This window comes from Chryseobacterium jejuense, from assembly GCF_017877355.1.
In the GTDB taxonomy this organism is placed as follows: domain Bacteria; phylum Bacteroidota; class Bacteroidia; order Flavobacteriales; family Weeksellaceae; genus Chryseobacterium; species Chryseobacterium jejuense_A.
Window position 1 is genome coordinate 123,938 of sequence record NZ_JAGIPR010000007.1, and the last position, 22,150, is coordinate 146,087.

A 22,150-nucleotide genomic window follows, 5' to 3' on the forward strand; every position below is an offset into this window, starting at 1 on the left:
AATAAAAATTGTGCTTGGATTTAAAGATTTTTAATGCTAAACCTAAAAAATGTTGACTAGTTTATGTTTGTATATTTATATTTATATATTTTTAGTTTTATAATTTCTTTATTTAAAAATAAAAGGAATACCTATATAGTATGTAGTATCTTAGTAGTGGTGCTTGCTCTTTTTGCGGGCACAAGAAACGAAGATATTGATAATGATTATTTTCTATATAAAGAATTTTTTTCTGAAGCATTACGAGGGAATTTTTTTGATCTTAAAACTGAAGTTTCAGTATTTGTTATTCCTTATGTAATAAGTTGGTTTACTGGAGATTATGCGCGGTGGTCATTTGTGACTTTTGCTTTTATATCGTTGGGAATTAAGATTTTTGCAATAAAAGATTACCGTTTTTTTGTATTAGCAATATTATTATATGTAGGAAATCTATTCTTTATACAGGATATGACTACGATCAGAGCATCAGTTTCTTCAGGAATTTTACTTTGGTCTCTGAAAGATTTGGAAGAAAGAAGAGATAAAGTTTTTTTTGCTAAAATAGGCCTTGCATTATTATTTCACTCCTCTTCAGCTATTTTTATAATTATATGGTTTGTTAGCAAATTTAATATAAAATATAAATGGCTGTTTATTGCATTAGGTTTTAGTTTGTTAGTTCCTTTGTTAAATTTAAATTTTATTAAAATTCTACACCTGGATAGTATTTATAGTAAAGCTGCAGTTTATCTTACTGCAAAAGATTATGAAGACAAAAAAATAAACTTATTTAATTTTAAAATATTAATTTCATTATTCTATCTCGTAATTTTATATTGGAAAAGAAAAAAAATTAATTATAAAGGCTTTGATCTGATGCTGAAAATACATTGCCTTTCTTTAATTTTCTTTTTCTTATTTAGTACAACTGGTCTTACCTTCTCTTTGAGGACATTTGAGTTGTTATCTATTATTCAGATTGTACTATTTCCTTTATTGATCCTCGCATTCCACAAGAAATTGAGAATATTTGCATATTTTATAGTGTTAGCAACTTCTTTTGTGTTTTTTTATTACATTATTTTTATTTCAGAATTATTTAAAGAATACTCATCATGGCTATTTTAGAAAAAGATATTGCTTTTGGTATTGTTTTATACAACGAAACCCTACAGAGTTGTATAACCTATCAATCTCTAATAAAAAGTATTTTAAAATATAATAAAAAAGAGGAAAATATTACGGTTATTATTTACGATAATACGCCAAAATCTGGAAATGAAGTTGTAAAATCAGAGATTTTAACGGAGACAGGAATAGATGTTCATTATCTGACAACTTATAAAAATGAAGGTTTACCATATGCTTATAACGAATTTTCAAAGCTGGCTCAAAAACTGAAGAAAGATTGGATAGTATTATTAGATCAAGATACAGAACTTCCCTTAGATTTTTTTTCAAATTATTTACAAATTAACCCTGCCCTGAAAATACACTGCCCCTTAGTATTTAGTAATGGAAATTTAATGTCTCCTGCTAATTATAGATATTTTAGATCTTATCCTATGGAGGTTCCTACCACTAATGAAATCTTATTGGATGGAGTAAGTTGTATTAATTCCGGATTAATGATTAATACTGATTTTTTTGAAAAGATTGGGGGATATAATCCAGATTTATTTCTTGATTTTTGTGATCATGATTTTATTCATAAAGTAAAACAAAATAAGATTGATAAGTTAGGAATTATACCATGTCATTTGGTCCAGGATTTTTCATCAGTTAACCATACTAAGGAGCAAGCCCTTATCAGGTACAAGATGTTTATAAAAGACTTAAAAGTATTTTATAAAGGAAAAGATTCTTTATCTATATTTTTTTCTGTAGACCTTCCGCGTTTACTTAAGCTCTGTTATCAATATAAATCATTACAATTTCTTAAAATTCGATTTACTTAGGCAGAAAAATTTGCTGCCTTGCATATTTTGAGATTAAAAAATATTAGAAGTCAGTGATTATTTTTTTTATACCTGCTGGTCTCTTTTGGGTAATTTTACTTTGCATAGGAAGGTGGTTATTTAGGCTTATAAAAAAAGTTAATATCTAAAGGACTAAAATTCTGTTCGCTGATATTATTATTAAACTTCATTTTTAAAATTTGTTTTTTTGACAAATAATATTGAGTTATAAGGGGTAAGCTATTTTTAGATTGAGTTGATAAAAACTTATTGTTGCTAAACTCTCCAACCCCATTAATATCGTTGATCGTTACACCAGTTGCTGTAAAATTTTTGAAAATATTGTTTATAAAATTAATTCTTTTAGTTTCCCCATGGAATCCAAGACCATTTTTATTTTTAATGCCGTCAAAAGTACAGTTTTGAAAAGTTATATTTGTTGCTCCTCCCTCTGTAACAACATTATTTCCGGTATTATATATGTTAGTAAAATCCACCTGGTCAACTAATACACCATATGCTTTTCTGAAATCAACAGCACTAAAAGAAGTCACTACTTTAGAATTTTTGAAAATAACTGCATTTTCCTTATTGTTAAAGGATCTAAAAGAGTCGTTTCCTATAATCGCTAAGGAACTGTTTACGTTTTTAAAATTACAATTTTCGACGATATAATTTTTATTTGAAAAAGCATTAAGATCTGTAGAGGGTTGTAAAATAATAGTAATTGCTGCTATGCCTCCAATGTTATCAAAATTACAATTCTTGATACTACCATTTCTGGAAACTAAAAAATCACGATCAGGTTCAATATCTATGGCACCGGGCATATCGGATCTTGTTATATTTTTAAAATTACAGTTTTCAATAATGAAAGTGTCACAATAATAAATACTGATTCCTTGCCTATTGTTTTTATTGACTCCATCAAATGTACAATTCTTAATTTTTACGTCTTTATTGTATGCATATGAATTAATGTTAAAATCTGTTCCTGCATTAATAGCAACTCCATCACCGTAAAACCCAATGAAGTTACAGTTTTCAATGGTGAAATTACTTACACCATGAGCTGAAACCTGGTGAAGAAGTTCATCAAAACCATTTTTTTCAACATTAGATTTAAAACTCAAACCACGCATATAGATGCTTTTTATACTGTAACGATCATCCTTCTGATTAGATACCTGTGCATCAAAAACAAAGCATCCGTCGGCAGCATATCTTTGTGCAAAAGTTTTAAATAACCCTTCACGTATTGTTTTACGTTGTTTGGGAACTAGTTGGGAAATAGTTGCATTATCTCCTATTATACTGATATTACTGTATTTTTGACCAAAAAAAGTTAAGTGACTGATATAATAAGTCCCTTTTGGAACTATAAGTGTACCCCCATTCTTATTTGCCAATTCATCAATGCTTTTTTGAAAAGCCATTGTATCATCTATTTGATCCTTACCATTAGCTCCATATGATGTAACATTTATTGATATTTTTGTTTGTCCAAAAATATAATTAGTACATAGCAGTAATAGCAACAAAAATACGTTCTTATAATTAATCATACTTTTAATATTATATTTACAAAATTACTAGTATTTTTACAAACTGAAATTTTCGAATCTTGCAAATGACAAAAAAAAATAAAATCTCTGTATGTATTTGTACCTATAATGGGGGAAAATATATTAGGGAACAAATTAGCAGTATTCTACCTCAATTAGATGAAAATGATGAAGTTATAATTTCTGATGATGGTTCTACAGACAATACGCTTGAGATTATAGAAAAATATAATGATACTAGGCTAAAAATATTTCATAATACAAATCGTAAAGGTGTTGTTGGTAATTTTGAAAATGCTTTAAATGTATGTAGCGGAGATGTCATATTCCTGTCAGATCAGGATGATGTTTGGTTACCAAATAAAGTAAGGCTAAGTCTTGAAGGCCTTAGGGATTATGAAGTTATTGTCTCCAATTGTAAAGTTGTTGATGAACATCTTCAAGTAATTCATGAATCATATTTTGTACTCAATAATTCTAAGCAAGGTTTTTTTAAAAATTTTTATCGCAGCTCATACCTTGGATGTTGTTTAGCATTTAGAAGAGAATTATTAAACGATATTTTACCTTTTCCCAAAAAATTATTTCTGTTTCATGATTGGTGGATAGGTTTTATTGCTGATGCTAAATATAAAGTTAAATTTATTGATACTCCTTGTATGTTGTTCAGAAGACATGGACAGAATACATCAACAACAGCAGGGGTTTCTAATCAAAGTTTATATAAAAAAATTAGAGATAGGTTCCAATTGTTATATTTGGGGCTCACACGGTTAATGAATCTATAATAATTATGTTAATTAAATATTTTTGGGCTTTAAGAGCTTTAATTTATAAACCTTTCTTTGGTGAATTCGGTATCCCTTCCTACATGGGAAACCCTACTGCATTATCAGGAATAAATAAGATTTTTATAAAAAAACGTGTTAGAATTTATCCGAATGTTAGACTGGAAGTATACGGTGAAAATTCAACATTAGTAATAAATGAAGATGTGTCGATTGGACAAAATGTACATATTACTTCCGGAGATAAACTTGTCATTGGTGCTTCTAGTACAATTTTAGCTAATGTGTTTATAACCAACATAGATCACGATTATACAGAAATAGATAAACACATTTTAAAACAAAAATTAATAATAAAAAAAACAATAATAGGTGAAAATTGTTTTATTGGTATTGGAGCTGCAATACAAGCTGGCACAATACTTGGAAAGCAATGTGTTGTAGGTGCCAATTCTGTCGTTAAAGGTGTTTTTCCAGACTACTGCGTAATTGTAGGTTCGCCAGCAAGAATTGTAAAAAAATATAATTTTGAAACCAAGACATGGGAGAAAACCAATCCAAATGGTACTTTTAAATAATTAAAATCATTTTATGAAAAATATACTTATCACAGGTGGGGCAGGTTTTATAGGCTCTAACTTAGCATTAAAACTAATTGATAAAGGTTATAATATAACAGTTTTAGATAATCTTTCACCACAAATTCATGGAGAAAATCCTGCTGAAACATCGCCGTTATACTTAAGCATCAAAGATAAAGTGAATTTTATTTTAGGAACAGTGGCCAGCGAAGATGATTGGAAAAAAGCTATCGAAGGGCAGGATGCTATTGTACATTATGCTGCTGAGACAGGGACGGGACAATCTATGTACGAAGTGAAAAAGTATATTGACGTTAATATTAATGGAACCGCTTTATTATTAGATCTATTAGTAAATACAAAGCATAACATTAAAAAGGTAATAGTTGCTTCTTCACGTTCTATTTATGGGGAAGGAAAATATATTAGTAAAGAATTAGGTGTAGTTTATCCTACACAACGTACTGCTGATTATATGGATCAAGCAGATTTTGAAGTAAAATATCCAGGCTCTTCTGCACTAACTTTAGTGGGAACTGATGAAGCTTCTAAAATACACCCTTCTTCTGTTTATGGTATTACTAAACAGAATCAAGAACAAATGGTTTTAACGGTATGTCCGACAATTGGGATCGCAGGAGTTGCCTTTCGTTACCAAAATGTTTATGGTCCGGGGCAATCATTAAAAAACCCTTACACCGGAATTTTATCTATCTTCTCTACCCAAATTAAAAATGGAAATAAAATCAACATTTTTGAAGATGGAAAAGAAAGCAGGGATTTTGTTTTTATTGATGATGTTGTAGATGCAACAATTTTAGGGTTAGAAAAAGAAGAAGCAAATAATCAGGTTTTTAATGTTGGGACTGGTATTGCAACCAATGTCTTAGAAGTAGCAAATGGATTGGTTAAAAATTATGGGGTAGAAGTTCCTATCGTAGTTTCAGGAAACTATCGTTTAGGAGATATTCGTCATAATTATGCAGATTTAACTAAGATAAATACTCTTTTGGGATTTGAACCAAAAGTTACTTTTGAACAAGGTCTTAAGAAGTTTACAGATTGGGTAAATACTCAAGAAGTACAGGAAGATCGGTATCAAAAATCGATTGACGAGATGAAAGCTAAAGGATTATATAAATAATAATATACTTGTGGATTTATATTCATTAAAAGGTAAAAATATACTGTTTTTTTTAGTAAAGAATTTTGGAGGCTATAATCTAATTATTGATAAATTAAAATCGTATGGTGCTAATACCATTCATTATGATGAAAGGCCTGCTAGTAATAATTTTACAAAGGGTATTCTAAGAGTTGCTCCACGGTTGATAAAAAATGATATTATTAAATATTATAATTCAATATTAAAGGACCTGGATAAAACGAAATTGGATTATGTATTGGTCATTCGGGGAGAGGTTGTACCTGCATTTTTTTTAAGAAAAATTAAAGAAATAAATCCCAATTGTATTTTAATTTTTTACAATTGGGATTCCTTTAAAAATACTCCTAACACCTCTAACCATTTAGATTTGTATGATAAATCATTTTCATTTGATTTGGAGGATGCAAAAAAATTTAATATTAACTTTCTTCCGCTTTTTTATTATGATCAATTTAAAGCTGATTTAAATGATTCTACAGGTAAAAAATACGATTTATTATTTTTAGGAACGGCTCATTCTGATCGATATATTATTGCTAATAAACTTAGTAAATGGTGTGAGACGAATGGTCTAACGGCATTCAATTACTTTTTTATGCAAGGGAAATTGGTTTATTTTATTAAACGTATAATTGATCCTACATTTAAAAAATTCGATTATAAAAAATTGAGTTTTAATTCTTTGACAACTCTAGAAATGGTAGAGTTTTATAAACAATCAAAAGTAATTTTGGATATTAATCATCCTTATCAGACAGGGCTCACAATGAGAACTTTTGAGGCGATTGGTGCAAACAAAAAACTTATTACTACCAATTCGGAAATAAAAAAGTATCCTTTTTATAATGAAAATAATTTTTATATTATTGATCGGGAAAAGTTAGTTTTAGATAAAGCTTTTTTTGAAAAAGATTTTCAGCCATTAGAAAATAGTTTATATCAAAAATTATCTATAGAGGGATGGCTAGAAAGTTTGTTTACTACAAAGAACATAGAATATTGGAACAAAATGTTAAGAAATTAATATATTGAAAATGTATAGATATTTTTTCAAAAGATTTTTTGATTTTCTTATAGCGTTTGTTGGACTGATTCTTTTCGCTCCAATATTTATTATTGTGACCATAGGGTTATTTATAGCTAATCAAGGTAAACCCTTTTTCTTTCAAAAAAGACCAGGTAGAAACGGGAAAATCTTTAGTATTGTGAAGTTCAAGACAATGAACGATAAAAAAGATGAAAATGGGAATTTGTTGTCTGATGCTGACCGATTGACAGGAATTGGATCCTTTGTGCGGAAAACTTCCTTGGATGAAATTCCACAATTAATAAATGTCCTGAAAGGTGATATGGCGTTAATAGGGCCGAGACCTTTATTACCTCAATATCTTCCACTATATAATATGGAGCAAAAACGAAGACATGATGTTAGACCTGGAATTACAGGCTGGGCTCAAGTAAATGGACGAAACGCAATCTCCTGGAAACGAAAATTTGAATTAGACGTTTGGTATGTAGATCATTTATCCTTTTCTTTGGATGTAAAGATATTCTTCCTTACTATAAAAAAAGTGTTTATAAAAGAGGGAATTTCTCAGGAAGGACAGGCAACAACAGAAGCTTTTAATGGATTTAATTAGAAAATAATGAAAAAAATAGCAATAATAGGTGCAGGAGGATTTGGGCAGGAAGTATACTGTATTTGGAGAGACCAGTTAGAACATGAAGGGGTAGAGTATGAATTTGTAGGATTCTATGATGATGCTGATGACTTATATGAGAACCGCTTTGGAAAAGTACTTGGAAAAGTGGATGCTTTGAATCATGTTGATTATCCTTTGGAAGTTGCTATTGCAATAGGTAGTCCTCAGCTAATTTATCAAATAAAAAATAGACTCAATAATCCTAATTTAATATTTCCAAATATTATCCATCCTAGTGTTCAGTTTTTAGGAAAAGAATCAATTCATTTAGGAGAAGGAAATATATTATCTTTGAATGTTATTTTTAGTTGCAATACAACAATAGGGAATTTTAATATTTTTAATACCAGAGCTACTTTAGGACATGATGACATCGTAGGCGATTATAATGTTTTTAGTCCAAATGTTCAGATTTCAGGAGCTGTAATTATAGAGGATCTTAACTTATTTGGATTTAGCTGTGGGGTAATCCAGAAAAAGAAAATCGGAAATAGAAATATTCTTGGTGCTGGTGCGATATTATTGAGAACAATCAAAGATGAAGGAACCTATATAGGAATTCCTGCCGTGAAAATGAAAATATAATTAAAAAATAAATTAAGAATGAACGAAAATAAATTTATAGAAGACTTTGCAACAATTTTTGATGATACTGAAGCATCAGAATTAACAATGGATACACAGTTCAAAAATTTAGAAGAATGGAGTTCTTTAGCAGCGCTAGGTTTACTGGCCGTTATGGAGGAAGAATATGATGCAGAATTATCCAGTAAGGATATTGAGAAATCCGAAACAATCCAAGACATCTATAATATCGTAAAAGGATAATTATGGCATTTATTCAGATACCCAATGTATTGATTAAAGGTATTTCTGCCTGTGTTCCTAAAAACATAGTAAAAAATGAAAGCCTTGGGGATCTCTTCCCCGAAGATGAACTTAAGAAAACAATTGAATCTGTTGGAATTGTAGAACGTCGTATTGTAGATAAGGATACTTGTGCATCTGATTTATGTTACAATGCCGCAGAACAATTATTAAATGAAATGGATATCGATAGAAGTACTATTGATGTCCTGATTTTTATGTCTCAGACGTCAGACTTTAGAATTCCGGCAACAGCTCCAATTCTACAGCATAGATTAGGATTAAGTAAAGATACTCTATGTTTTGATGTTTCTTTAGCATGTAGTGGATATGTTTATGCATTGACCACTGCATTATCCTATCTGAACTTACCAAATGTAAACCGTGTTTTGCTTTTAGATGGTGAAACATTCTCAAAAATAGTTAATCCAAAGGATAAAACAAATGCCTTATTGTATGGAGATGCTGGAACAGCAACTTTACTAGAGAAAGGGGAAGGTGATTTCAATGCTGTACTTCATACAGATGGAGAAGGTTGGAGTGCGGTTTGTGTTCCAGGAGGAGGATCTAGAAAACCATTTTCGGAAGAAAGTTTGCTTGAAAAAGAACGAGAAGACGGAAGTATAGGAAATGATTTGGAGGTGTATATGAACGGAATTGATGTCTTCAATTTTACCCTACGTGTAGTTCCGAAAAGCATTAAAGAGCTTTTAGAAAAAACAGGTACTAACATTGCAGACTATGGATCTATAGTTTTCCATCAGGCGAATAAATTCATGATAGAGTTTTTTGCAAAAAAACTGAAATATGACATGAAAAATGTGCCAATAAGTTTAGACAAATTTGGAAATACAAGTTCTGCAACCATTCCATTAACGATTGTAAGTGAATTAAGGAATTGGAACTCTGAAAATAAAAAAATTATTATAAGTGGTTTTGGAGCAGGTTTGTCTTGGGCAGCTGCATCAATAGACTTATCTAATACACATATTTGCGAATTAACAGAATACTAATGAAAGTACACCATTATGGATTAGCAACTAAGTCCATTGAGAAAAGCGTGAAAACATTTTTATCTTTAGGATACGAAACGTGTTCTGAAGTTATTTTTGATCCGCTACAAGGCGTGAATTTATTGTTCTTAAAAAATGAGAACGATCATTTAATTGAATTGGTTGAACCAGTTGCAGAAGAAAATCCTGTTTCTAAAATTTTATCTAAGTCAGGATCATCTTTATATCATATCTGTTACGAAGTGGAAAACTTTAAGCAAAAAATAGAAGAACTTAAAAAACAACGTTTTGTGCAGGTGATTTCGCCAACCCCGGCAGTAGCGTTTAATGGAAGAAACATTTGTTTTTTATATAATCCTAATCTGGGACTTATTGAATTACTGGAAAAATGATGAGAAATTATATTTATAGAAATTATACTGTAGAATATCTTTTTGATAATTCTTCAATATTCAGTGGCTATGGTGATGTATCATTACCCACGGAGGATTTTGACAATATTATATTGTTCTATCAGGTAGATCCAAGTAAAACTCCTGATAATCAAATAGACGAGATTGAGGAAATTAAATCAAAGATTTCATTAATTACAAACTTAATTACTGATAAAAGAGTTGTAATACTGACTCTATCTGAAAATTTTCAAAATAACTGGCAAATTAAAAATGCAGAAGTTTCTGATGCTATTTCTCAGTTTAATAATGTCTTTTTAAAAGATCTTATGCTTAGACAGTCTAATCTTAAGATAATAGACATTAATCAATTCTTTGAAAAACAACATTTAGACAAAGTAGATTGGAGATTCTTTTTTACTTCGCAGATGATTATTAACCCTAAATTGGCTAAGCCTTTTAAAAAATGGTTTTTGTCACAGTTGGATTTTATAAGTCTGAAAAGAAAGAAATGTATTGTTCTTGATTGTGATAATACACTTTGGGGAGGAGTTGTAGGTGAAGATGGAGTGCATGGGGTTAAACTAGGACAAGATTATCCGGGAAATGCCTTTAAAAGTTTTCAGGAATTACTACTAGAATTATCCCGTAAAGGAGTTATTCTTGCTGTTTGTAGTAAAAATAACTTTGAAGATGTACAAGAGCTTTGGAATAATAATCTTAATAATCTAATCAATGATAAAGTACTGTCTGCTTATCGAATTAATTGGCAAAATAAAGCTGAAAATATAAAATCGATTGCAGAAGAACTTAATATAGGTACAGATAGTTTTGTTTTTATTGATGATAATCCAATTGAGAGAGGATTGGTGAAAGAATTTTTACCCGAAGTAACTGTGCCGGATTTTCCAGAAAAACCTTACGAGTTGGTTAATTTCTTTTGGAGTGTTTATAATGAATATTTTTCAACTTTTGAATTGTCTAACGAAGACATAAAAAAGACTGAACAATACAAAGAAAACTTTTTCCGAAATGAGAGTAAAAAGGTTTTTGAAAATATGGATGATTATCTGTCCAGTCTTGATATTGTGGTAGACATTATCCCAGCTAATGATGGTAATATTACCAGATTGGCGCAGATGACCCAAAAAACCAATCAGTTCAATCTCCGTACTCAACGTTATACGGAGGAAGATTTGAAAGCAAAGATGGATAATGGAGGACATATTTTCTGTGCTAATGTTAAAGACAAGTTTGGAGATAACGGAATAACTATCGAATGCATTATCGATGAAAATGAAGATGAGTTCTTTTTAGATTCTTATTTACTAAGCTGTCGTATTTTGGGGCGGGAAATTGAGAAGATAACCTTATTGAGTATCATTAAAAATCTAACTTCTATAAGTAATAAGCCTTTGAAAGCAGAGTACATTCCAAGCAAAAAGAATGTAATGACAAAAGATTTTTTGGAAAAAGTAGGGTTTGTACTAGAAAAAGAGCTTGAGGATGGATCTAAATATTATAATTTTGATCCAAGTCAAAATATCGAAATAAAAGATTATTATACAATTAATATAAAATAAAAACTATGAAAGAAAAGATTATAGAAATAATGGCTGAAGTATTTGAAATGCCGGTTAATGAATTTCCAACTGAAATTACACAAGGAAATATCGAAAATTGGGATTCATTGAAGCACCTGAATCTTATCGTTGAATTAGAAGATGCTTTTGATAAATCATTCGAACCAGAAGAAATCAGTGAAATGACTTCTATGGATAAAATCATTGAGATGATTGAAAAATAAATAGAATGGAATTAGCTAATCACAAAATATTAATTGTTGGAGCTTCTTCAGGAATAGGTAAAGCCTCAGCTATTGACCTTGCTAAGAAAGGAGCTAAATTAGTACTTATTGCAAGATCAGAAGATAAATTAAAAGAAGTTCTGGAATCATGTGAAGGATCCGGGCATAGTTATTTTGCAGTGGATGTAAAAGATGAAAAAGAATTAGAAGCTGCTATTTCTTCCTCAGCAAAAGAAACTGGTGAACCTTTTACAGGCTTTGTATATTCTGCTGGTCAAGAAGGGACAATTCCGTTAAAATTTGTAAAATCTGATTTTCTAACTGACATTCTTCAGGTAAATACTATTCCTGCATTATTGATCACTAAAATTCTTCAGAAAAAAGGGAATTTTTCTTCTGAAGGCGGATCTATTGTATTTATCAGTTCTGTGATGGGTAGTTTAGGACAGCCTGCTAAAGCAGCGTATTGCATGTCTAAAGGTGCTCTGGTTACAGCTTCAAAAGCATTAGCTTTAGAATTAGCTTCCAAGAGAATCAGGGTGAACTGTATTTCACCAGGTATGGTTACCACTGAAATGTCATCTAAAATTTTAGATTCAATCAGTGAAGAAAGCATAAAAGAAATAAAAAAAATGCATCCGCTAGGCATAGGGGAAGTTGAAGATGTGGTGAATGGAATTACATTTTTAATTTCAGATAAATCAAAATGGATTACCGGAATTGATTTATTAATTGATGGAGGATATAGTGCACAATAAAAAAAATACAATGTCACAAAAAATCTGGCTTTCCTCACCACATATGGGAGGTAACGAGCAAAAATATATCAACGAAGCTTTTAGAGAAAACTGGGTGGCACCGTTGGGGCCTAACGTGAACGGCTTTGAAGAAGATTTAGAAAAATTTTTAAATAAAGACGTAAAAGTTGCTGCTCTATCTGCAGGAACAGCAGCCATTCACCTTGCGTTAATTGAATCAGGTGTTCAACACGGAGATGAAGTAGTTTGCCAATCTATGACATTCTCTGCATCTGCAAATCCTATTGCATATTGCGGAGCAACTCCTGTTTTTGTAGACAGTGAACCGGATACATGGAATATCTGTCCAAAAGCATTAAGAGAAGCCATTGAAGACAGAATTCAAAAAGGGAAGAAACCAAAGGCTATCATTATTGTTCACTTATACGGAATGCCTGCAAAAATGGATGAAATTATTGCGATTTCGAAAGAATTTGGAATAGATCTAATTGAAGATGCAGCGGAAGCTTTGGGATCAACATATAAGGGGCAAGCTTGTGGAACATTTGGACGTTTCGGAGTTCTGAGCTTTAACGGAAATAAAATTATTACTACTTCAGGCGGTGGTGCATTGGTAAGTCATACACAAGAAGACAAAGATAAGATTGTTTTCTTATCAACTCAGGCTCGTGACAATGCTCCTCACTATCAGCATTCTCATATCGGATTCAATTATAGAATGAGTAATATTGTGGCAGGAATCGGAAGAGGTCAGATGGAGGTGCTGAAAGATCGTATAGAGGCGAGAAGAGGGATGCATGACTTTTATGTTGAGGTTTTTAAAGATATCGATGGAGTAGAAGTGTTCTCTGAACCGAATTCAGACTTTTATTCCAATCATTGGCTTTCTGCAATCATTGTTAACCCAGATATTGCTGGAAAAAACAGAGAAGATTTAAGACTCGCATTTTTAGAAGATAATATTGAATCAAGACCGCTTTGGAAGCCAATGCATTTACAACCTGTCTTTGCTGATGCTCCTTATTATGGAACAAATATTTCTGAGAAATTATTCGAGAACGGATTGTGCCTACCATCAGGATCTAATCTTACTGAAGAAGAAAAAGAAAGGATTGCAACTATAATCAATAAGTTTTTTAAAGGTTAATATTTTTTCTGATGAATTATAGAAGGTTTGGGAAAATTATTTTTGATTGTGTTTTATCAATTCTTTTATTATTTCCCTTATTTCCTCTACTCATTCTCTTATTTATAATATCAAGCCTGGATACCTGGTCTAACGGTATTTTTTTTCAAAAAAGAGTTGGACAGAATGGAAAGGTTTTTATGATCTATAAATTAAAAACAATTGACCCCAAAAAAGGAAAAAGTTCCCCAATAGGATTAATACTCAGAAAGTATAAACTTGATGAACTTCCTCAGCTCTTTAATATTTTAAAAGGTGACATGAGCTTTGTAGGGCCTCGTCCTGATATTGAAGGATATTATGATAGCCTGGAGGGAGAAGATCGTAAAGTCTTACAATTAAAACCCGGATTAACTTCCGAAGCGAGTATTAAATATAGTAATGAAGATACTTTGCTAAAATCTCAGAAAGATCCTTTGTCGTATAACGATAATATAATATTTCCGGATAAAGTAAAAATGAATTTGAACTATCTTGAAAATATTTCTTTCAAAGAAGATTTGAGTATTTTATGGAGAACATTTTTCAAAATATTAAAATAAATTTGAAACCCTATAATTAATTAAGGATCCAATAAATTATGAAAATTAAAGAAACCCCGCTTAAAGACTGTTATATTATAGAGCCTACCATTTTCGAAGATGATAGAGGTTACTTTTTTGAAAAGTTCAACGAAAAAAAGTTTGAAGAACTTACAGGAATGAACGGACATTTTGTTCAGGATAATATTTCTAAATCATCTTATGGCGTATTAAGAGGATTACATCTTCAGAAAGGGGAGCATGCCCAGGCAAAACTAGTTTCTTGTCTTGAAGGTAGCGTATGGGATGTGGCGGTAGATCTTAGAGAAGATTCTCCTACATTCGGAAAATGGTTCGGAATTGAACTTACAGCAGAAAATAAGTTGCAGCTTTATGTACCAAGAGGTTTTGGACATGGTTTTTCTGTATTAAGCACAAATGCAGTATTCTCTTATAAATGTGACAATTTTTATAATAAAGAATCGGAAGGAAGTGTAAGATTTAACGATCCTGACCTGAATATAGATTGGCAGATTGATGAAAAAGATGCCGTCCTTTCAGAAAAAGACCAAAATGCCCCTGGCTTTAAAGAAAAAAACTTTTAAAGTATACTATTGAAAACCACTTTTTTAAAGTGGTTTTTATTTTTGTAATCTTTACTCTTTAATATTTTGTATCTTTGCAGACTCAAAATCAAAAAGATGCGTACAAAATCGGTAGGGAAGAAAAAAATCAATGTAGTTACACTTGGATGTTCCAAAAATGTATATGACTCTGAGGTATTAATGAGCCAGCTGAAAGCCAATGGGAAGGAAGTGGTTCACGAAGACCGTGGGGATATTGTTGTTATTAATACCTGCGGATTTATTGATAATGCTAAAGAAGAATCTATCAATACCATTTTAGATTATGTAGAGGCTAAAAACAGAGGTGAAGTAGAAAAAGTATTCGTTACAGGTTGCCTTTCTGAAAGATATAAACCAGACTTGGTTAAAGAAATTCCGGATGTAGACCAGTATTTTGGTACAAGAGATCTTCCTATGTTATTAAAGCATCTTGGTGCAGACTATAAGCATGAATTGGTAGGGGAGAGATTAACTACTACTCCTAAACATTATGCATACCTTAAAATTTCAGAAGGATGTGACAGACCATGTTCTTTCTGTGCTATTCCTTTGATGAGAGGAGGTCACGTTTCCACTCCTATTGAGAAGTTGGTATCTGAAGCTCAGAAATTGGCCAAAAAAGGAACCAAAGAATTAATTCTTATTGCTCAGGATCTAACGTATTATGGGTTGGATATTTATAAAAAACGAGCATTAGGAGATTTGCTGAAAGAATTAGTAAAAGTAGAAGGAGTAGAGTGGATCCGTCTTCATTATGCTTTTCCAAGTGGTTTCCCTGAAGATGTTTTAGATATTATCCGTGAAGAACCTAAAGTTTGTAATTATATAGATATTCCTCTTCAGCACATCAATTCTGATCTGTTGAAATCAATGAAAAGAGGAACTACCCATGAGAAAACTGATGCTCTTTTAGGAAAATTCAGAGAAAAAGTTCCCGATATGGCAATCAGAACAACCCTGATTGTAGGATACCCAGGGGAAACTGAAGAAAGATTCCAGGAACTTAAAGACTGGGTAAAAGAGCAGAAATTTGACAGATTAGGATGCTTTACCTATTCTCACGAGGAAAATACCGGTGCTTATGTATTGGAAGATGATATTCCACAGGAAGTAAAAGAAGCAAGGGTAGAAGAAATCATGGAAGTGCAGTCTCAGATTTCTTGGGAAAAGAACCAGGAAAAAGTAGGAAAAGTGTTCAGATGTATCTTCGACCGTAAAGAAGGGAACTATTTTATCGGAAGAACAGAATACGACTCTCCGGACGTAGATAATACCGTTTTGGTATCCGCTGAAGATACTTATATTTCCATCGGAGAATTTGCAGATGTGAAGATTACTTCAGCAGAAGAGTTTGATTTATACGGTGAATTATTATAGAAATATAAAACATTATTAATCAGGAAGAAAAGTTTTGCTTTCTGAGAGGTGAAAAATCAGATATTAATAGGATTTAACATAAATAATTTATGGTATTTTTTTTAAATAATTGATTTTCAGCATGTTGTATTTTTAAGTGTTAAGATTTTTTAATTTTCTATCATAAAGTATGTAAATTAAAAAATTATGTCTTAAATTTGCGCAATAAGCAATGTTTTTAAATCATATGCTATCAATAAGTTATTTATTAAAATTGGGCTAAAACTCAAAAAATATGTTTTTTTTTATTTATATTAGCCTTAAGATAATAATCGCAAGTTGAGATACATTTTCCTTTTTGGAAATTTTGATGAAAAATAATGTAATTAAAATCTTTAAAAACTTATGAAAAAATTTTTATTAACAGCAACTATGCTCGTTGCCTTTACGGCTCTTTCCAAGGCTCAGCAAGGGAGAGTGGGGATTAACACGTCCACACCTGCCGCAACTCTAGACGTTGTAGCTAACGCTGACGTTACTAGACCTGACGCCTTATTAGTCCCTCGTTTGTCAAGAGCTCAATTATTAGCTAAAGATGCAGCCTATGCAAATGGAGATGCTACTGCAGCTAGTGCTCAGAATGGTGCGCTTGTATTCGTAAATTTAGTAGACGGAACTGCTACTGCTAAGACAACTAATGTTACAGCTACAGGATTCTATTATTATGACGGTACAAACGGTAACAATGTTTGGAAACCTGTAGGTGGTGGTTCATCTACTACTCAAAGGTATGAAGGTATTGTAGGTTCTGCCACTACAGTTAATGCTGCTTATACGGTCACTGGGAATGATTTCTTTATTGTAACAAATGCTGCTGCTGGACTTACAATTACATTACCTGCTGCCGATCCTACCAATGCTGGTAGAGTAGTAGTTATTTCTAATCAGAATACAGCAAGTTCTACTGTTACAGTAGTATCAGCAAATGGTGTTCCGGTTGCTGGTACTAATACTCTTCTGCAATTTAGAGGGAAACAGTATGTCTCTGACGGTACAAGATGGGTTACAATATCTTATAATTAACACTTTAAAAATCCAATACAATGAAAAAAATAGTTTTATTTAGCATATTTTGTTTCCTTTCGTCTAATTTATCTTTTGCTCAAATTGCAACTAACCAACAGACGGTTGCTACAATTACGGATGAGAACGCATTTCTTGATGCAAGTTCAAATTTTGATGAAAGTGCAAATTCATCTAATACAATCGGAAAAGGTTTAGTATATCCAAGAACAAACCTTACTACATGGGTTTTTAAAACGGATAATGTTGACGGTATTAATTTTCCTACTGGTTTTGATGGTATGATTGTTTACAATACTGGAACAGGAAATACTTTAACAGGAGCTAATAACCCAAGTACAGTATCTACTGTTGCACCAGGATTTTATTATTTTTCCAATCCTATAGCTGCAGGTAGTGCTACAGGTAGTGCTGCAGTTACAACAGGTAGATGGTTACCATTAGGTGGGGCTGTTTCTCCAAAAGTAACTATCGGAACAGCTGAGACAACAACAAATACACTTGTTAATGTTAGCCCAGGGGTTGATAAGCAGGTTTATGCTATCAAAGGATCTTTTGTAGCTAGTGGAACTTCTACAGCAGTAAATATTCCTGCTCCTAGTGGAATGACAACTATGTATGCAATCACTATTTACAAATCAGGTTCTGGAGTAGTTTACGATAGAAGCTTATATTCTTACAATGTTGTTACTACGGCTGGAAATGCAATTACAGGTTCACCTAGCATGTCTGTAGTGTATCCTAACGGAACATACGATTATGTATTAGAATACTTAAAATAAAAGAATTTTTATTTAATTACATATTAAAACCAACGATTTAATCGTTGGTTTTTTTTATCTTTTAAATGAGAATGTAATGGTGCCAGTTATAAGCCATCTGAGCTTCTTATTGTTCAATTAGTTTTAATCACTTTAAAAGAGCTATAATTAACTTACGAGCAATGTGCAACATATTTAATGAATTGAACCACTTTTGGATATCATCCTGTTCCTGAGATCTGAGATAATAGAAAAAGTAAACTATAGTTAGTCTATTTTTTTATTGAAAAGCTTTTTAATCTGATTCTTAACACTTACTTTTGGAAAATGATTATAAAGAGAAGATGGTCTTTCAGATGATTAATGGATGAAAATAGAAGAAGATTTGAGATAATAATCCAATCAGCATAAATTTTACTATTAATATTGCTGTTAAAATATTTTTAGATGATCTGGTTATATAGCACTTGAGCTATTCTATCAGCTATTTTATCCTATATCGATTCTTAACATTTACAGCTTTTTAAAGTTAGTTTTATGGGTATAATCAATATTTTGACAATTTGTAACTATTTGAATTTTAGTTATTTATAAATTTGTTCTTCTGGAATTATGCATGAATTAGTTAATTAAATTAACATTTTGATGTTTTTTTTAACGTTTTTTAACAGTAGCGTTTAAAATCCCTATTCATAGGGTCTTACAAAGGTAGTTAATATATAATTTGGTTTTTGTTAACGGTTTTTAACAATTGGAATAGGGATATAAAGAGATTCCTGATACTTTTGCCCTGTCAAAACCAATAAAAGTTCAAAATGATGAAAAGATTCATTCTCGTAATCATAATGATGATTTCAACCTTAGGTGTTTACTCGTTTACAAGTAATGCCTTAGATGCGAAAAAAACAAGTTATGCATCGTACTACCACGATAAATTTAACGGTAGAAAAACCGCAAGCGGAGAAATCTTTGATAACTCAAAGTTTACTGCAGCAAACAGAACGCTTCCATTTGGAACAAACGTTAAGGTAACAAACCTTAAGAATGGTAAAGAGGTAATAGTGAGAATTAATGACAGAGGGCCTTTCCATTCATCAAGATCTTTAGACATGTCTAAAGCAGCGTTCGATGAGATCGGAGATGTTAATCATGGTACTATTCCGGTCGAATATGAAATTGTCGATTAATTTTATGATTTAAATTAAAAAAAGCCAGCTGATTTCAGCTGGCTTTTGCTTTGTTAGATATAAGGATCATTATACATTTAATTCCAATAGGGCAGGACAGTGATCGGAATGAACAGCTTCTTTTAAAATAACAGCTCGCGTAAGTTTATCCTTTAAGCTATAGGAGGTGAAATTGTAATCCAATCTCCAGCCTTTATTTCTTTCCCTTGAATTTTGTCTGTAGCTCCACCATGTATAATTATCAGGTTCATTGTTAAAAAACCTGAAACTATCAATCAATTCACATTCATTAATGAAATCAGTCATCCATTCCCTTTCCATAGGAAGAAATCCTGAAACATTTTTTAGACCAACAGGATTGTGAATATCAATAGCCTCATGGCAGATATTAAAATCACCGGATATAATCAGGTTGGGAATTTCTTTCTTTAAATTTTTAATATATTCAAGGAAATCATGACAGAATTGCATCTTAAAATCTAGTCTTTCAATATTCGATGCAGAAGGTACATATACTGAAATTGCAGAGAATCCATCAAAATCAGCACGGATAATTCTTCCCTCATTATCATAACTTTCGATACCACAACCGTACTCCACGTGATTGGGTTTTACTTTTGACGCGATTCCGACCCCGCTATAGCCTTTTCTTACTGCTGAATGCCAATAACTATGGTATCCTAATTTTTCAAGGCTTTCGATGTCTATCTGATCGTTTCCGGCTTTACTTTCCTGAATACAGATCACATCCGGATCGGCGGTGGTAAGCCAACCCAAAAAATCTTTGGTAAATGCGGCTCTGATTCCATTAACATTGTAGGTAATTAATCTCATTAGTCTTCTATAAATATTTTAAAATTCTCGTTGTATTTCGTAGGGATAAATTCAGTGATGTCATAGTCTGCTACCTGATGAATATGAAAAGGATCTTCTGTAATGATCTGCTCAATTACATTTTTAGAGGAAGCGTTACAGACAATAATTCCCCCGGTTCGTGGCTCTTTTCTTCCCGAAGTAATAAACAGTCCTGAATCATAATATTTTTGAAGAAAGGAATTGTGTTCTGGAATATGGTGCTCAACATTTTCAATGGCTACCTTATACGTAAGCGAAATAATGAACATATTTTTATTTTTTACGAAGATATGAACTCTTACAGACTATAAAAAAAGAAGCAGGAAAAATCATTTGATTTTTCCTGCTTTAAACGCCAAATTTAAAAAACTACTTGGGTTCTAAAATACTGATAGGAATGATACATTCCTCCAATGAGATTCCACCATGTTGATAGGTTTCTTTATAGTAATTTACAAAATGATTGTAGTTCTTAGGGTAAGCAAGGAATATATTGTTTTTAGCAAAAATATATTTCGAACTTAAGTTTCCTTTTGGAAGGAAAAGTTTTTCCGGATTGGTAATTGCCCAAACATCGCTGTCGTCATACGTTAAGCTTTTCCCTGTTTTGTATCGGATATTGGTAGATGTTTCTCTGTCGCCAACTACTTTACTTGGCTTTTTAACGTAAACAGTTCCGTGGTCTGTTGTGATAACTAATTTATATCCGTTTTCGGCTGCTGTTTTAATAATCTTTATCAATGAAGAGTTTTCAAACCAGTTAAGTGTTAAAGAACGGAACGTTTTATCATCACGGATAAGCTGATCCACAATATGGTTGTCAGTTTTCGCATGAGAAAGAATATCAATGAAGTTATAGACAATCACCAATAAGTCATTGTTTTTATGCTGATTGAAGTCATCGTAGATCTTTCTTTCAAAATCTGCGTTCAATACTTTCAGATACTTCATAGATTTGGATCCAAGGCCAATTCTTTTCATCTGATCTTCCAGAAAGTCACGTTCAAACTCATTTTTGTTTCCTTCCTCATTATCATTAAACCATTTATCCGGGAAACGTTTTTCAATCTCTGATGGCATTAAACCTGCAAAGAAGGAATTTCTTGCATATTGTGTAGCGGTTGGAAGAATACTGTAATAATAATCTTCCGAAACTTTATTGTAATACTTCGTAAATAAAGGCTCAATCACTTTCCACTGGTCGTAACGAAGGTTGTCAACCATTAATAAAAGTACTTTATCCTTTTCTACCTCAGGCTTTACCTTTTCTTTGAAAAGCGTGTGGCTCATCAGAGGCTTATCAGAGTCAATAAGCCAGTCTGCATAATTTTTTTCAATAAACTTAGCAAACTGAATGTTAGCTTCTTCTTTCTGTGATTGTAAAAGATCTGCAAATTCATTATCTGCAACCTTATCGAACTTAATTTCCCAGCTTAGGATTTTTTTATAATATTCAGCCCAATCCTGATAGGTTCTCAAGTAGGATAGTTCCATAGACAGGTTTCTGAATTCCTGCTGATATTGTAAAATAGTTTTTTGTTCTACAAGATTATCCTGCTGAAGATTCTTTTTTAACGAAAGTAATATCTGATTAGGATTTACAGGCTTTAGGATATAATCTGCAATTTGAGAACCAATAGCCTCCTCCATGATGTGTTCCTCTTCACTTTTGGTTACCATTACTATTTTTAGAGAGTTATCTTTTTCCTTAATCATAGGAATTGCTTCCAGCCCGGAAATACCAGGCATATTTTCATCAATGAGTGTTAGGGCAAATTTCTCTGAATCCATAAGTTCCAAAGCCTCATTCACGTTGTTAACAGGGGTTACCTGATAACCTTTCTTTTCTAAAAATACGATGTGAGGTTTAAGTAAATCTATTTCATCATCTATCCATAATATCTTTTCTGACATAATTTATTTTTTACATGGTTATTGTATCAAAATGTTGACCAAATCCTTTTAAATTCTCACAAATTCGAGAGTTTAAAAG

General features: G+C 31.7%; 25 protein-coding genes. 21 read left to right on the top strand and 4 right to left on the bottom strand.

Going from position 1 to position 22,150, the window contains the following annotated elements:
* Window positions 1–63: 63 nt before the first annotated feature.
* Both J2772_RS15620 and J2772_RS15625 read left to right on the top strand, forming a co-directional pair.
* Window positions 64–1,110 (top strand): EpsG family protein, encoded by a 1,047-nt coding sequence (locus J2772_RS15620; RefSeq protein WP_209918279.1) that lies wholly within the window; start codon window positions 64–66, stop codon window positions 1,108–1,110.
* Complete coding sequence (locus J2772_RS15625; protein WP_209918281.1) at window positions 1,098–1,940, top strand: glycosyltransferase; 843 nt, start codon at window positions 1,098–1,100, stop codon at window positions 1,938–1,940. The genes J2772_RS15620 and J2772_RS15625 overlap by 13 nt, the downstream gene beginning before the upstream one ends.
* A 116-nt stretch (window positions 1,941–2,056) precedes the next feature.
* Here J2772_RS15625 and J2772_RS15630 read toward each other — a convergent pair whose 3' ends face one another.
* Window positions 2,057–3,505 (bottom strand): glycosyl hydrolase family 28-related protein, encoded by a 1,449-nt coding sequence (locus tag J2772_RS15630; RefSeq protein ID WP_209918283.1) that lies wholly within the window; start codon window positions 3,503–3,505, stop codon window positions 2,057–2,059.
* A gap of 65 nt (window positions 3,506–3,570) precedes the next feature.
* Here J2772_RS15630 and J2772_RS15635 point away from each other — a divergent pair, with 65 nt between their 5' ends.
* The 19 genes from J2772_RS15635 (at window position 3,571) to J2772_RS15725 (ending at window position 19,302) form a co-directional block, all read left to right on the top strand.
* On the top strand, window positions 3,571–4,293 hold the full coding sequence (locus J2772_RS15635; protein WP_209918285.1) for a glycosyltransferase family 2 protein: 723 nt from the start codon (window positions 3,571–3,573) through the stop codon (window positions 4,291–4,293).
* A gap of 5 nt (window positions 4,294–4,298) precedes the next feature.
* Window positions 4,299–4,871: an acyltransferase gene (locus J2772_RS15640; RefSeq protein ID WP_209918287.1), complete on the top strand. Its 573-nt coding sequence runs from the start codon at window positions 4,299–4,301 to the stop codon at window positions 4,869–4,871.
* Window positions 4,872–4,884: 13 nt separating this feature from the next.
* Window positions 4,885–6,018: an NAD-dependent epimerase/dehydratase family protein gene (locus tag J2772_RS15645; RefSeq protein WP_209918289.1), complete on the top strand. Its 1,134-nt coding sequence runs from the start codon at window positions 4,885–4,887 to the stop codon at window positions 6,016–6,018.
* 10 nt (window positions 6,019–6,028) lie between these two features.
* Window positions 6,029–7,066: a hypothetical protein gene (locus J2772_RS15650; RefSeq protein WP_209918291.1), complete on the top strand. Its 1,038-nt coding sequence runs from the start codon at window positions 6,029–6,031 to the stop codon at window positions 7,064–7,066.
* A 10-nt stretch (window positions 7,067–7,076) separates the two neighbouring features.
* Complete coding sequence (locus tag J2772_RS15655) at window positions 7,077–7,682, top strand: sugar transferase (protein WP_209918293.1); 606 nt, start codon at window positions 7,077–7,079, stop codon at window positions 7,680–7,682.
* A 6-nt stretch (window positions 7,683–7,688) separates the two neighbouring features.
* Window positions 7,689–8,330, top strand: a complete 642-nt coding sequence (locus J2772_RS15660) for a serine acetyltransferase (RefSeq protein WP_209918294.1) — start codon at window positions 7,689–7,691, stop codon at window positions 8,328–8,330.
* An 18-nt stretch (window positions 8,331–8,348) separates the two neighbouring features.
* Window positions 8,349–8,573 carry an acyl carrier protein gene (locus tag J2772_RS15665; RefSeq protein ID WP_209918296.1) on the top strand — a complete coding sequence of 75 codons (225 nt, stop codon included), beginning with the start codon at window positions 8,349–8,351 and terminating at the stop codon, window positions 8,571–8,573.
* Window positions 8,574–8,575: 2 nt separating this feature from the next.
* Window positions 8,576–9,625 carry a 3-oxoacyl-ACP synthase III family protein gene (locus J2772_RS15670; RefSeq protein WP_209918298.1) on the top strand — a complete coding sequence of 350 codons (1,050 nt, stop codon included), beginning with the start codon at window positions 8,576–8,578 and terminating at the stop codon, window positions 9,623–9,625.
* The gene (locus J2772_RS15675) at window positions 9,625–10,017 is read left to right on the top strand and encodes a VOC family protein (protein WP_209918299.1); all 393 of its coding nucleotides are present in this window, start codon (window positions 9,625–9,627) and stop codon (window positions 10,015–10,017) included. The genes J2772_RS15670 and J2772_RS15675 overlap by 1 nt, the downstream gene beginning before the upstream one ends.
* Window positions 10,017–11,600 (top strand): HAD-IIIC family phosphatase, encoded by a 1,584-nt coding sequence (locus J2772_RS15680; protein ID WP_209918301.1) that lies wholly within the window; start codon window positions 10,017–10,019, stop codon window positions 11,598–11,600. The genes J2772_RS15675 and J2772_RS15680 overlap by 1 nt, the downstream gene beginning before the upstream one ends.
* Window positions 11,601–11,605: 5 nt before the next feature.
* The gene (locus tag J2772_RS15685) at window positions 11,606–11,824 is read left to right on the top strand and encodes an acyl carrier protein (RefSeq protein ID WP_209918303.1); all 219 of its coding nucleotides are present in this window, start codon (window positions 11,606–11,608) and stop codon (window positions 11,822–11,824) included.
* Between the two features lie 5 nt (window positions 11,825–11,829).
* On the top strand, window positions 11,830–12,582 hold the full coding sequence (locus J2772_RS15690; protein ID WP_209918304.1) for an SDR family NAD(P)-dependent oxidoreductase: 753 nt from the start codon (window positions 11,830–11,832) through the stop codon (window positions 12,580–12,582).
* Between the two features lie 10 nt (window positions 12,583–12,592).
* The gene (locus tag J2772_RS15695; protein WP_209918306.1) at window positions 12,593–13,729 is read left to right on the top strand and encodes an aminotransferase class I/II-fold pyridoxal phosphate-dependent enzyme; all 1,137 of its coding nucleotides are present in this window, start codon (window positions 12,593–12,595) and stop codon (window positions 13,727–13,729) included.
* 11 nt (window positions 13,730–13,740) lie between these two features.
* Window positions 13,741–14,310 carry a sugar transferase gene (locus J2772_RS15700; RefSeq protein ID WP_209918308.1) on the top strand — a complete coding sequence of 190 codons (570 nt, stop codon included), beginning with the start codon at window positions 13,741–13,743 and terminating at the stop codon, window positions 14,308–14,310.
* A gap of 38 nt (window positions 14,311–14,348) precedes the next feature.
* On the top strand, window positions 14,349–14,894 hold the full coding sequence (rfbC, locus tag J2772_RS15705; RefSeq protein WP_209918310.1) for a dTDP-4-dehydrorhamnose 3,5-epimerase: 546 nt from the start codon (window positions 14,349–14,351) through the stop codon (window positions 14,892–14,894).
* Between the two features lie 96 nt (window positions 14,895–14,990).
* Window positions 14,991–16,292, top strand: coding sequence for a 30S ribosomal protein S12 methylthiotransferase RimO (rimO, locus tag J2772_RS15710; protein ID WP_089737494.1), 1,302 nt, complete (start codon window positions 14,991–14,993; stop codon window positions 16,290–16,292).
* Between the two features lie 384 nt (window positions 16,293–16,676).
* A complete protein-coding gene (locus J2772_RS15715; RefSeq protein WP_209918312.1) occupies window positions 16,677–17,354 on the top strand; it encodes a hypothetical protein in 678 nt (225 codons plus the stop codon).
* Window positions 17,355–17,374: 20 nt separating this feature from the next.
* Window positions 17,375–18,136, top strand: coding sequence for a hypothetical protein (locus tag J2772_RS15720; protein ID WP_209918314.1), 762 nt, complete (start codon window positions 17,375–17,377; stop codon window positions 18,134–18,136).
* 794 nt (window positions 18,137–18,930) lie between these two features.
* Window positions 18,931–19,302: a septal ring lytic transglycosylase RlpA family protein gene (locus J2772_RS15725; protein WP_209918316.1), complete on the top strand. Its 372-nt coding sequence runs from the start codon at window positions 18,931–18,933 to the stop codon at window positions 19,300–19,302.
* Between the two features lie 69 nt (window positions 19,303–19,371).
* On the opposite strand, the gene J2772_RS15730 is transcribed toward J2772_RS15725, so the two are convergent.
* From J2772_RS15730 to J2772_RS15740, 3 genes are all read right to left on the bottom strand, one after another.
* Complete coding sequence (locus J2772_RS15730) at window positions 19,372–20,136, bottom strand: exodeoxyribonuclease III (protein ID WP_209918318.1); 765 nt, start codon at window positions 20,134–20,136, stop codon at window positions 19,372–19,374.
* Complete coding sequence (locus tag J2772_RS15735) at window positions 20,136–20,426, bottom strand: YciI family protein (RefSeq protein WP_209918320.1); 291 nt, start codon at window positions 20,424–20,426, stop codon at window positions 20,136–20,138. The genes J2772_RS15730 and J2772_RS15735 overlap by 1 nt, the downstream gene beginning before the upstream one ends.
* 100 nt (window positions 20,427–20,526) lie before the next feature.
* Window positions 20,527–22,071 (bottom strand): bifunctional response regulator/alkaline phosphatase family protein, encoded by a 1,545-nt coding sequence (locus J2772_RS15740; protein WP_045500272.1) that lies wholly within the window; start codon window positions 22,069–22,071, stop codon window positions 20,527–20,529.
* Between the last annotated feature and the right edge of the window lie 79 nt (window positions 22,072–22,150).